This window comes from Scytonema sp. UIC 10036 (genome assembly GCF_009725235.1).
In genome coordinates this window covers 95,191-108,385 of the sequence record NZ_WJFC01000017.1, presented here as the reverse complement: position 1 = coordinate 108,385, position 13,195 = coordinate 95,191, and the positions used below count along the sequence as shown (strand labels likewise).

Here is a 13,195-nt window from a genome sequence, read left to right as displayed (position 1 = left end):
TTCAGAATCTCCGTAGACTCGCAGTATGGACATTGCATAGTAGAACACCTCAAATCCTCCCTCTATTATGCAACGCCAAAAGCTTATCCCGGTTTTCTGTTCTTAAGTAATGTAACAATTTTTATCATGTATATACATGGGAAAAGCCATAAACCACGTAATTATGCGCTTTTCTCTATGTATATACATGGCAGAAGTTTTGCCGAGATTTTTGAGTTTATTTTCTTATCCCGGTTTTTTGTTCCGTTGCTACTCGCGTGCCAACTCGTGCAACCTTTTATTAAACGCACTTTAGATGTTTGCGACGCCACTTTAAAAGAAGCTAATTTACAACCAACTGACATCGATCAAGTATTGCTAGTTGGCGGACAAACCCGATTACCTGCTATCAAAGAAGCACTCTTGCATCGCTACGGCTGGAAAATTAACGACTCTGTTAACCCAGATGAAGCAGTTGCAAGAGGTGCAGCAGTCCTAGGCGCACGGCTTTGTGGCTATCTTAAAGACGAGGTGAAACTATGGGATGTCACTCCTTTATCACTGGGAATTGAGTTAGCCAGTGGCAAAATGGATGTTATCATTCGCGCTAACGAACAGATACCAATTACCAAGTGGCGCAAGGGTTCTCAAGCTTTTACCACCCAGCGCGATGGTCAAGAAAGCATCCGCTTCCGCATTTATCAAGGAGAGCGACCTATTGCAGTAGATAATGAATTTGTTGGCGAAGTTGTTCTCAACTTAGCAACAGCCCGTCCGGCTCTTGAAGTTCGGGTAAACTGTATGTTTAAAGTTGACCACGATGGAATTCTCCACGTGTTGGCGCAAGATACCAGTACGGACGGACAACCTGTGGAAAAGACTTTTGACCGCTTTTACCGCCTAACACAGCAAGAGGTGGAAGAAAAGCTTAAAGAAGCTGAAGTTTACCGAGACGAAGATACCATAACCAGTCGTCTTTTCCAGTTAGAGGAGGAGCTAAACCGAATGCGGTGTATTATCAATCAAGAAACTAACAATCTGCTGTTAGAAACCCTGGAAGAGTTGCAATTTGCAATTAATAGACGCGATGTGACCCAAGCAGAGAAATTACTTGCTGAGATGAAAAACAAATTATCAGCTTAGGATGATACAACCTATTTTTAGGAATAGCTAGCTATGCACGCACAACTGTGACAGAACGTCCATTTTTTGTAGTTGTGATTTGTGTTGATAGGCGTTCTTCAATAGCTGGTGCATTGGAACGTCGGTCAAAAATAAATAACCAACCATAATTTACACCTATGCGTGCTAAGTAAGAGTCTAGTTGTTCAAGACCATCAGATTGTGGGTCGCCCTTTTTATTGCGCCAAACTTTTAATTCGATTCCTAATGTAACATTGCCATATCTTAAACACAAATCCATGCGATCGCTTCCAATGGCATATTCACGTTCTAAGGTTCCACCACCATTAACGACACGATGTAAGAATGCCATGAGTACCAAATGGGGTGCAATTTCGTGGTACACAGTACTACCTAATAATGGTTCACCATGCTGACGCCAGAATACTAAGAATGCTTGGAGTAAAGCGTCAGTATTTAACTCGCCTTTTTCAGTTAACCAAGTCGGTGCAATTTTAGGCAACGAAGCCATTGGTGTAACAGTTAATACTCTAGGTAAAACCTCGCGGTAAATGGGATTTGCAATTGTTAACCCACCTTGCGGGTCCATTTTACATAAACCCAAATCGATAACAAACTGGATGTCATCATTAGGTACATTCCCTAATTCCAACCCTGCTAGCATTGGTTCAATAATTGCTTGTACCCTTGGTTCTCGAAGTCTTTCAGCCAGCGAATCTAGGTGAGTATCTTGACGTGCAATGAGTATTTCCTTTGCTTTTAAAATATGCTCTTGTGCAATCTCGACATTTCTATCTTTCACTATCTTTTCTACAACTTCTTTAGCAAGCGCATTGACTAACCAAGGTTGTCCTTGAGTTAAATAAAACGCCGTTGTTGTTGCTGAATTAGTAAAAACTTGTCCTGTATCCGAGGTATGTTGCTGATATAGTTCTTGTACCTCAGAGGCGTTGAAATCTCTTAATGTTATTGAACTTACCTTAATGTTAAAAGGACTCGACGTATTTAATCGATTGCTTCCACCGGATGCGACTTTATAATCACGCACATCCCGTACTCCAATTAACCCTATGGACAACGGAAAGTTTTCTGGACGTTCGGGATAGCCATCACGTAACTGTCGTAGAAATGAAATCAGCGTTTCATCTTGCAATGAGTCTACTTCATCTATAAATAATACCACAGGTTTTGGACAAGCTTGTGCCCAAGCTTGTAAAGCCGCTTGAATTCTTCGTCCGGGCTGCGCCTCATCCCAACCCGCAGGGGGGTGCAAATTAGAAGGTAAATGCAATCGAGCACGTGCTTGCCAAGCATCCAAAATAGGTAGTTCGGCGATGCCTGGGTCATGACGATAAGGTGCCCCCACTTCTGCCGATACCATAACTGCCGCATAGCGCCCACTTTCAGTCAATTGTTTTGCTAGCGCTAGCATTGCAGTCGTTTTACCTGTTTGACGAGGTGCATGAATGACAAAATAACTTTCTTGGGCAATTAAACTTTCTAAGTCGGGCAACCTAGCAGTTGGTGCCAGCATATAATGTTTTTGGGCTTTACAAGGACCTGCAGTGTTGAACCAACGAGACATGTAATTTTTGACATAAAGGCGGATGCCCTCAGTGTAGCTTAAGGACACCTTCTTGAAAGTGAAATGGTTCCAAAAAAGTAAGAATGGCTGATGGTGTTACGCGATCGCACAACTCCACTGCTTTCTTCAATCTTACTTTTTTTCACCAGATAAAATCTCAATAGCTTGCTGCCATAAATTTTTTAACTTTGTCACATATTCTGTCCAATCATTGGGTGAGCTTACCTTTAGTACTTCAGAGATAGCAATTGCTAATTCAACAGATAAAATTTTCCTCTTTTCTGTCAGCAACTCCTTGAGTCGTTTGACTAATTGCTCGGCTTGCTCTTCCATTTCTCCTTGCTGGCGTTGAGCAGCATCTTCAGCAGCATGGTTTTCAGCTTCTTGGATCGTAGCTTCGATGTCTTCTTCGCTGAGCCGCACGGAATCAGTAATAGTTACTTCTTTAAAATTACCAGTGTGTAAATCTTTACCTGATACGTGCAAAATGCCGTCTTGGTCTACCCGGAAGGTGACTTCAATTTCTGGTAAACCAGCTAAAGCAGGCTCAACACCATTCAAAATAAATCCTCCCAACTTGATATTATCGGTTACTAACGGACGTTCACCTTGATAAATTTGCACCTCAACACTTTCCTGATTGTCATAAGCTGTGGAATAGACTTTAGTTTTCACAAATGGTACTGGAGTATTGCGCGGTATGATAATATCCATTCGCCCTTTACTGTTGACGCCCAGTGTTAGGGGTACTACGTCAGCTAGCTTCAGTCCAGTGGTCACACCTGCTATCATTGCGGCTTGTACAGCGGCTCCCTCAGCTACAACTTCTTCAGGATTGAGGGAAACATTAAGTTTTTTGCCAAAAAAATCTTGTACCGCCTTTCTAATTGCTGGCATTTTCGTTTGTCCGCCTACCAGCAACACTTCTTGAAGATCGTCAACCAGGAGTCTTGCATCTTGAAGCGCTTGGCGACAAGGTATTAATGTTTGAGAAATCAAAGCTTCAGCCATTGATTCGAGTTGAGCGCGACTCAGCATTAAGTTTAAGTCACGGACATTAGAAATAGGGCTAAGCTGTCCGGGTATTTGCACCTGCACCACATCCACAGATGATAAATCTATCTTTGCTTGCTCAGCAGCAACTCGCAAACGAGCAAGAGCCAGTAAATCTTCTTGCAATCTCCTTTTCTCGTCTCCGCCAATTTCATTTAAAATCCATTCCACAATCCGTTGGTCTATATCATCACCGCCTAAATGGGTATTGCCATTAGTAGCTCGTACTCGAAACGGTCCCCGACCAACTTCTAAAATTGAAATATCAAATGTGCCACCGCCTAAGTCGTAAACTGCAATTTTTTGACGGGTTTCTGTCAGTTTTTTGTATCCAAATGCCAGACAGGCTGCTGTTGGTTCATTCAAAACCCGCTTGACTTCTAAACCAGCAAGACGACCAGCATCACGGGTCGCTTGACGTTGGGAATCGTGAAAGTAAGCGGGTACGGTGATAACTGCTTGGTCTACCCTATGACCTAAGAAAGCTTCAGCATCCGCTTTGAGTTTTTGCAGAATTTTGGCTGACACTTCTTGCGGTGTCAGGCGTTTGTTTCCTACTGCTACCTCAATTCCACCTTGACGCTGATTTGACTCTTCTAGTTCATAAAGTACGCGAAGTTTTTGCAAATCTTCCTGTACTTGGTCTTCCTGAAAGCGACGACCCATGAAGCGCTTGATGGAATAAATAGTGGAATGAGGATTCAAAGAAGCGATCGCATAAGCACGACGACCCACAACTAACTGCCCGTTAGCTGGATCGATTGCTACTACTGATGGCATCAAAGTATGACCATCAGCATCACGAATAATCTGTGGCTCTCCCTCACGCCAAATAGCGACTGCTGAATTCGTTGTGCCTAGATCGATACCTATAATTTCTGACATATTCGCAATTAATAATAAATGATTTTTGTGTTTATTTTAAATTCAGTCTGCTATCAAAACATTTCGGCTTTGTAAGGATAGCAACTGACCCCCGCACTGGAACCAACCCATAATAAAAACTCGTCTTGAAGCTTATTGGTACATAGAGCAGTCACTACATTCGCCGCTAGTCCGGAATTACCTGTTGTAAATAGTTCGGTTGGTTCTCCCACAAACCATTTTCCTTCCCCTGGGGATACCCAGTGTTCCAAACCTGTTGCTGTACCAAGCCATAATGCCCCTTCTGGATCGAAGGCTAGGGCTTGTACATCAACTTCCCGATGTTTTTGCCATGTATGTTCGCTAAAAAGTCCCATTGAAGTGCCAATCCACAAACGGTTAGTTATCGGATCTAACGCTAATGCCTGAATCGAGAGTCGTTCCAACTCGCCTGAGGCAAAATTCCACGCACCATCCCACAAACCTACAGTTGGTCGGTAGCGAAATAGCCCTGATGACGTGCCTACCCATAGGGTAGCGACTGATTCACCACCTGGTTCATTCTGAGATTGCCAGCAGTGACAGGCAAAGTGAATTATGCCATAGCTGAAATCTGGATCGTTGAACAGTTCTAATAAAGTATCTATAAAGCTGTCTTGACAAAGCGATTCCGCTGAGATAATTTGCTCTAGCAGCTGTAAGCTTAGCTTTAAACGCAGACGTTGACAAGCATTTTGCAAGTGTATTCCCACCTGCTCCACCTCTTGCAGAGAATACTTAAGTTTGTGGTGAATAGCAGAAAGTATTCCACTTTGAAGTTGGACGCGATCGCTTAAATCGAATTCCCCCCAATAAGTACGACCGATGGGATAGCGAAAGCCCCAAAATTGTTCTGGTTCAATCTCAGGCTTACCCGCGTACAACATTTCCCAAAAAAAGGACAACTCTATCGGTGTTTGAAAGGTTAAACTTAAACCCCCTCGCTGTTGTTCTGCTTCTTCCTTTTTTTGAAAGTACTGACGGGTGGACGAGTGCAAAAATGTGTTGTAAGCGGCTTTGCCAGTATTTCGCAGGCGGATTAAATAGTTGTGGTCGTAGCTCGTCAGGTCTACTCCTTTACGGATGACATCAGATCCGAGTTCTTCCAGAATAGAAATAAATTTGTGATTGAACGCTTTAGCATCTCCTTCAGTAAAGGTGAGGGGAAACGGCTGAGCGCCAACACCCAGGGTGGGGGTACCCTTCATAACGGTTACCTGAAGGTGATAGCGGGATTCTTGGCGATCGCCTTTGCCTGAAAGCGTGCTAGCAGCTGAATTACCCATTAACTTTCCCCCGAACTTTCATATTCAGTTGCAGTGTTTTCACCAGTTCGTCGCCTTCGAGCAGTTGTACCACGAGTTGATAATCACCTTCTTGTTCTGGAGTTAGGGACATAGTAGCTTGACGGATATTGCGACTCGTTGGTTGCATTTGGACGGGTTCGGGAAAGGTTGTTTGTAAACCGGGAACTATAAATAATGCCCGCAGTTCCTTCGATAGCTCTTCGGCACATATCAATCTTTCTTGATACCATACTGGCGGACGTTTGCGAACGCTAACGCGGAAGTAATAAGTTTTATCAGTATAAAACGGCTCATCTGGATTTAGACATTCTAAGATAGAGTAACCGGACTAAAGGGGCGACAAAATAGCTTAAAAAGCTTATGAGATAAAGTGTGCAGCAATTTGTGGTAAAAAAAGATAGGTCTACTTTTGTCAACAAGACCTATCTATTGACAATGATACCTTTATTATATCAAACACACCTCCAAGAGAACTTTAGTCGAGCCGAATACTTGTTTTTAACAATTTTAATTAACGTTTTACAGTCAATTAAAAAAGTGAATTTGGAAGCTTTAGCAACTGCTTTACCTATTCCAGTTCTATTTCAAAGCAGAAGGAAGAGATTGCAAAGATTTCTGTCATTACCAAATCTAACAATTGAAAGAGTTTGGCTCCCGATTGTCAGTATATGGTTATCAACATATTTTTCCCCTGACAAAATAATTTATGTAGTAATTGATCGGACTGCATGGGGTTGTATTAATTTATTTATGATTAGCGTAGTTTGGGATAAAAGAGCTTTTCCTGTATATTTTGAACTCTTACCCAAATTAGGGAGCAGTAATATAGATGAACAAAAATTGATTATATCTCAAGTATTACCCTTGTTTAAAGATTACAAAGTTTGCCTATTAGGGGATAGAGAATTTTGCTCAATAAAATTAGCAAACTGGCTCAGAGAAAACAATCTATCTTTCTGCCTGCGTCTTAAAAAGAATGAATTTGTTGAAGTTGAGCCGGAAGTTTGGCGAGAGTTAAATGGCTTAGGTTTATCACCGGGAGTTGCTCTCTTTTTACAAGGAGTTAAGGTAACCAAACAGAAAGGATTCAAGGGTTTTAATTTAGCTTGTAAATGGCGACGTAAAATCTTAGGAGTTGCTCCAAAAGAAGGATGGTTTATTATCACAAATTTGGAAACTCTAAAGTTAGCGTTAGCGAAGCTCCTCCTTTAGGAGGCTCGCAGCTTATAAAAAGAGATTTGATATTGAAGAAATGTTTCGTGACTTTAAGAGCGGTGGTTATAATTTAGAGGGAACTAAAGTCTCAAACAAGCGCTTAATATCTCTGATTTTATTGATAGCGATGCGGAAGCCGCCGCTACGCGAACGCCTACACATCTGCCACAATACATGGACAACAAATTAAACAAAAAGGTGTACAAAAATATATTGGTCGAGTGAAAGAATATGGGCGTGCAGAAAGGCGACACAGTAGTTTTTATGTTGGATTATACGGTCAAACATGGGTTAATTTTATGGAACCATGTGAAGATTTAGTCTCAGAATTAATGAGATTATGTCGCAACAAGTGGAAGTATTATCAACGAGGTCTAAGAGCTATAAAGCTTATTCAGTCTGCATCCTAACCCTTTTTGTCACCCCGTCAGATAACACGCACCACATTTACACAAATCCTGCAATCGCTAAATACATAAAACTCACTCAATTCGCTCACCCTACTCACCCACAACACGACAATTGCCTCCTTTTCACACTTGCACAAAGCTTAACCAACAACTCTCAGCCAATGCCAAAGCCGAATAGATTACACCCATACAATTTCTGGCAACCCTCGCTACATAGACTTTATCGGATGTGTTTCTTGAGAGTTAACCTCTCTTCACTACCACTACCTCTCTTCAAAATTGGCAAAGGTATTGATAAGGAAGAACCATTAGTAACATGAGGTTGTTGTGCCGTCATAATTTATCTCCAGAAATGAAATTCGCAGGTATTATCGGGTTTTCAAACAACTTGTGTAATTTTTTGAAAGATGGCTTGCGAGGCTTCACCAATGAGCGTAAAAGCAGCCCAATTCAGCGGGTTAGGATGTTTTTCTTTAATCGTTAGCATCGCTTGGCGCAGGGCTTGGGCTTTGTCTAAGCCTTGTTGTAAATTTTGATACAATTCCACCATGAAGGAGGCAGTGAGAGCATCAGGTACTGACCACAAGGATGCAATCACACTAGGAACGCCTTTAGAAATAAAGGAGCGAGATAATCCGAACGCACCATCCCCGGTTAATCGTCCCTGTCCAGTGTTACAGACGCTCAGAACGACTAACTCAGCTTTGAGCATCTTTAAATCCATAATTTCTGTAGCTTTTAACCAACCATCATCTGTTCCTGACGGCGCTAAAGCGATCGCTCCTGGCACCTTTAATTCCTCAGCATCATTGAGTAACCCGTGTGTTGCTAAATGAATAATCCGTGCTGTAGGCATTCGCTGGACAATAGCGACTTTAGTAGCTTCAGCGCCTATAAGTGCTTTAGTATTCAATAGCGGAGCGATTTCTCTGGCTTCTTTTTCTGCACCTGGAAGAGGAATCAATTGATGAGATTTAAAAGGTGGCATAGTTGGGTTGCCTACCACCAGTACATCCTGAAGTCCCATCTCTTGGACTCGTTGCTGGTGTTGGCGAGTTAGTTCTAGAACTTGAATAGAAGGAGCGGTGAGGATGGTGTGTTGCTCAATCAGATGTTTACCAGAAGCATCTAGAAGAGCTGGGAAGGGAACAAGAAACAGACTGTTTTGCGGGATAAAAATGATTCGCTCATCTGCATCTTTTGGCAAAAGCTCAGCAATCGGTTCGATCAGGATTTGATAAAGTTGTTGTAATTGTTTGTTGTTTCCTTGAATAAGTTCGTTATCATTATTATCCCCATCCAAGCCAACAAAGCGCGTTCCCCTAACGCCAATGGAATGATGAGCGATCGCAACCAGTTTTTCCAGAGATTTATTAAATTCTTGTAATAGGGGTTTGAGGTCAACTTGGCGAAAGGCAATTTCACCAGTAGGTTTGACGACCCAAATCAATAAAGTTCTAGCCCACAAAATAGAATATTCTACCAGTGTAGCATTTTGCTCTTTAGCAATTTGTTGAATCTGCTGGAGAGTGGGAGAAGTAATTTCCGTTTTTTCAGCTAATTGCCCCTCTAACTCCTTACCCAATAACTCTACAAGTGCCCTAGCTCGATCGCGTTCGGCAATTTTCAAAGCTGCTAAGGGTTTCTCCTGGTCAATGAGAGCAGCTTGCAGTAAATGATAAGTTCTAGCTTGCTGCTCAAAAATTGATACTTTAAAGTCATCACGGTCGCCCAATCTTCCCCGAACGGACTCCCAAAGTTCAATTCCCTGGCGTAGTTTAGTTTCTGCTTGTTCAATTTGATTTAAACCGAGGTAAGCAACTCCCATATCAGTTAAAGTACTTGCTTTTCCAGAGGTGTTGTTGAATTCTTCCATAATTGTCAAACTCTGCTCGAAGTAATTTAAGGCTTCGCAGTATTGACCTCGTATAAGACAAATGCTTCCCCGAAAACCTATAGAGTTTCCTGTACCGATCTGATCCTGAAGTCGCTGCTTGATCTCCAAGCTGTGCTCGTTGTAATTCCACGCCCGAGCTAAATTTCCTTGGTAATAGTAAATCTCAGCTAGAGCTTGTAAAGCATTAGCTTGTCCCTGTTCTTCACGTATATTTTTAGCAATTCTCAAACTTTCTTGGTAATTTTTTTCTGCATCACCTAAGTACCCTTTAACTCTGTAATAACTTCCCAGACCTTGCAAAGTACGTACCTGCAACCAACAAGCATAATAATTATCTGTTATTTTCTTGGCGATCGCCAAACTTTGCTCATAGTAATTTTTCGCTGTCTCTCTCTCTAAGTTGCCCAAGCCTTGGTAATTGTTTCCCAGACAAAATAGAGCACTAGCTTCTAAAAGCAGATCCTTCAAATCCCGAGCGATCGCCAAACGCTCCTCGTTTGACTGTATTGCTTTAGCGTAGTTGCTCGTATAATAATAAGAATCTTGCAAATGATACAGAGCATCCAGCACTCCTTGAAGATTATTTCTCTCCTGAAAGATAGCCTTAGCCTGCTCGTAACACTTTATTGCCATAGAAAAGTTTCTCTGCTTACCGGGATACCAATAATAAGCTTTCCCTATGCAGAGCAGAGCAACAGCTTCTCCATGACGATAGCCTATATCCTTAGCAATTCTTAAACTCTTCTCACAAACCTCTATTGCTTTGTCTAAATTCCAGTCATAGGGACGATTGTAAGAGTGACCCAGAATGTTAAGAATATCTACTTGTAATTTAAATCTAACTGTGTCGGTCTCTATTTGTTTGACAATAGTTAAACTTTGTTCGTAGTACTCTCTGGCATTGGCAAGATTCTGTTGTTCCAAGAACCTATTTCCAATAGTAACTAATAGATGAAATGTAATCTTTATTAAATATTTAAAGTTTTCTATGTTCTTCTGAGCTTTCAGATTGGCTGCAACTTGTAGTATTGTCTTCACGAAATCCAAATCAAACAAGTGTTGATTGGTCTCTAAAATTCTTGATATATCTTCATTTTTACGACATTTTAATAACGCTTCAATTAAATTATAATAGACTTGTTTGCGTTCTTGATTCATACTATATTTGTTAGGTTTAATTTGTCAGGTTTGGAGAAAAATTTACTCCAAATTTTTTTGTTATAAAATGTGAACCATCTATGAAACCAGGCAGGTTATTGCTAGCAAATAAAAAAGATTATGGCTTAGTGTTCTGAAAAAATGCTGATGCTTTTTATACAAAATTGCTACTTTACCTCTCGTACAGATACTGACCAACTTTGATATCTAAAACTACACTTTCTTGTATGGACTGCAAAGCTTGTCTCTAATTAAAATAGATGAAAGTTGTGTTACAAAAAATACGCAATTGAGAAGCACGCCCCCCATCTAGACTGACAAAAAATATTGTCCCCCTAAATTTCAGTTTCCAGTATTTACTTAGAGTTGTCGATATATATAAGTTCGTAAAAGTTCGCATAAAGTTCTGGTAAAGTACTAATCTTCTATTTAGTTCACTTGTACTGGCAAGATTCTAGAGTTTAGTTGTGGTTGTTGAGGGTATGTGCGGGTAATATTTACCGTATATCAATCACTGTAAGGGTTTTAAGTATCGCACCGAAAACTAGTCTAAAATTCAGTATTGAACCAGCTCGAAGTCAACTAATTTGTACATAACCCCTAAAATTAACCTAAAATTCCTAAAATCAACTATTGTAAAATTTTGTAAAACTTCCAAAAAGATTTGGATAATAGTTTTACTTATCATCCGATAACTTTCTAGAGGAGTGCAATTCTCATCTATGAACGAGCAACAGCTAAAAGAGCTAGCTCTTGCAGCCCAACAGAACCCTTTGGGTACAACGGCTAGACGAGTCGCTTTATCAAAGCTAATCGATAGTATTTATCGAGGAGGTAGGCTTTGCTATCCATATAAAGGTCAATTCCAAGGAGTCTATAAACAGATTTATGATGAAGCAGTACAAGACCTATGTTTGTATATCTGTAAAAATATTGATAAATACGACCCGGAACGGGGCGAATTTATGACTTGGGTCAATATGTTATTGACCCAACGTTTCTTTAAAGAGGCGATTCCTAAAATAATTGGCTCCGGTCATGAAATTTACTTGGAAAACTCTGTTTTAGAAAGTAGGGAAGATTTGGTAGTTGAGGATAGGGAGGAAGAGGATAGTTATATTTCTGCTTTTCAAAAAATTAGACGATATATAGAACTAGATCCCTCAGGTGTTTTTAGACAAACATATATCAAAAAGTATACCCAAGCCAATTTTCAAGCAATAGCTATTAAGAGATGGTCTGGGGTATCATGGAAAGAAATCTCAGAGGAGTTGAATATCCCCATTCCAACATTAAGTAACTTTTATCAACGGAGTTTAGAACGATTTCGCTATGAATTTAGAGATTTGTGTGGTGTTGAAAACTTAACTTAGAGGAAAAAATCATGGATCGTATGACCACTCTTTCTACATTCACGGGTTCTATTTCTCCCGTTGGAAGAAGGCTTGCAGAAAAATGGTCAAGACAGCAAGCCACTGCTGAAAAAAGTCGGCAGGTTCTGCTCAATACCTTGTCTGTAGCTTTCGTAAATTTTTATCTACAGTGTATGGGGTTTGAAACTGACCTAGAAGCTAGTGACAGTTGGGATCCGGTACAACAAACTCTGATGGACATAGCTGATTTATTCATAAAAAATCTTGGCAGATTAGAATGCCGCCCAGTGTTGGAAAATGCACAATTTGTCTATGTGCCACCGGAAGTTCAGTCAAATCGGATTGGCTACATAGCTGTGCAAATAAGTGAATCTTTAGAAGAAGCTAAGTTGTTAGGGTTTATCAAAGAGGTGTCAATTGATAACTTACCCATTAACTCTTTACAACCTTTAGAAAATTTACTAAAGCATTTAGAAAGCTTAGAATTACAAAAAGCCACATTGCCCAATCAGAATTGGTTGAATTTAAAAAGATGGTTTGAGAATATTTTTGAATTTGGTTGGGAATCAATTGAATCTATAGTTTTCACTGAACCAGTTTTGCAATTTAGAAGTTCTGAAGAAGAATTGAGAAACTCTGTTGAACGGGCTAAGTTGATTGATTTTGGTATTCAAGCGTCGAGAGTCTCTGTAGGAATAGTTGTTAAGGTCATGACTGACCTTGACAATTTTGATGAAATGAAAATTCTTGTGGAGTTGCATCCAACAAATGGTCAAGAGTACTTGCCACCCTTGCTTCATGTGATGATTTTAGATGAAGAGGGAACTGCTGTTATGGAAGCTAAAGCTAAAAACGATAATAAAAAAATTGAATTACAGTTTAGCGCTTCTGCTGGAGATAATTTCAGCATCAAGATAGCTTTGGGGGATGTCAGTGTGATAGAGAATTTTGTTGCCTGAAAATTAACATACTTCGTTGCTGTCTAATTTATAGTTGCTTTTGTTTGCTTGCAGCCATATCCAAATCAATAACTTCTCGTGCTAAAAATGTCACTGCACCATCATTAAATTTAATAATTGATTTAGATTTGTGCTAGTATTGCTGGCAATCCCGCTCATGCCAACTTCCGTACTGAGTATGGGTATTGATATGATGACACAAAGCTTATCTCG

The 13,195-nt window shown here is 40.4% G+C and carries 8 protein-coding genes and 1 pseudogene; 4 read left to right on the top strand and 5 right to left on the bottom strand.

Features of this window, described 5'->3' with window-relative positions; translation table 11 throughout:
* Nucleotides 1-1,122 (top strand): Hsp70 family protein (locus tag F7734_RS10945; RefSeq protein WP_243146803.1); only part of this gene is annotated, 1,122 nt, incomplete at its 5' end.
* Nucleotides 1,123-1,153: 31 nt separating this feature from the next.
* Here F7734_RS10945 and F7734_RS10940 read toward each other — a convergent pair.
* From F7734_RS10940 to F7734_RS10925, 4 genes are all read right to left on the bottom strand, one after another.
* A complete protein-coding gene (locus F7734_RS10940) occupies nt 1,154-2,707 on the bottom strand; it encodes an AAA-like domain-containing protein (protein ID WP_155744685.1) in 1,554 nt (517 codons plus the stop codon).
* 132 nt (nt 2,708-2,839) lie between these two features.
* A complete protein-coding gene (gene dnaK, locus F7734_RS10935) occupies nt 2,840-4,645 on the bottom strand; it encodes a molecular chaperone DnaK (RefSeq protein WP_155744684.1) in 1,806 nt (601 codons plus the stop codon).
* Between the two features lie 53 nt (nt 4,646-4,698).
* Entirely contained in the window at nt 4,699-5,949 is a 1,251-nt protein-coding gene (locus F7734_RS10930) for a hypothetical protein (RefSeq protein WP_155744683.1), read from the bottom strand.
* Nucleotides 5,942-6,184 (bottom strand): hypothetical protein, encoded by a 243-nt coding sequence (locus F7734_RS10925; RefSeq protein WP_155744682.1) that lies wholly within the window; start codon nt 6,182-6,184, stop codon nt 5,942-5,944. The genes F7734_RS10930 and F7734_RS10925 overlap by 8 nt, the downstream gene beginning before the upstream one ends.
* Nucleotides 6,185-6,405: 221 nt before the next feature.
* Between F7734_RS10925 and F7734_RS10920 the strand changes: the two are divergent.
* Nucleotides 6,406-7,595 (top strand): annotated as a pseudogene (locus tag F7734_RS10920) (IS4 family transposase).
* A 379-nt stretch (nt 7,596-7,974) separates the two neighbouring features.
* Here F7734_RS10920 and F7734_RS10915 read toward each other — a convergent pair.
* Complete coding sequence (locus F7734_RS10915) at nt 7,975-10,650, bottom strand: CHAT domain-containing protein (RefSeq protein WP_155744681.1); 2,676 nt, start codon at nt 10,648-10,650, stop codon at nt 7,975-7,977.
* Between the two features lie 722 nt (nt 10,651-11,372).
* Here F7734_RS10915 and F7734_RS10910 point away from each other — a divergent pair.
* Nucleotides 11,373-12,023 (top strand): sigma factor, encoded by a 651-nt coding sequence (locus tag F7734_RS10910; RefSeq protein ID WP_155744680.1) that lies wholly within the window; start codon nt 11,373-11,375, stop codon nt 12,021-12,023.
* A gap of 11 nt (nt 12,024-12,034) precedes the next feature.
* On the top strand, nt 12,035-12,982 hold the full coding sequence (locus F7734_RS10905) for a DUF1822 family protein (protein WP_243146802.1): 948 nt from the start codon (nt 12,035-12,037) through the stop codon (nt 12,980-12,982).
* The last annotated feature ends 213 nt before the right edge of the window (nt 12,983-13,195 follow it).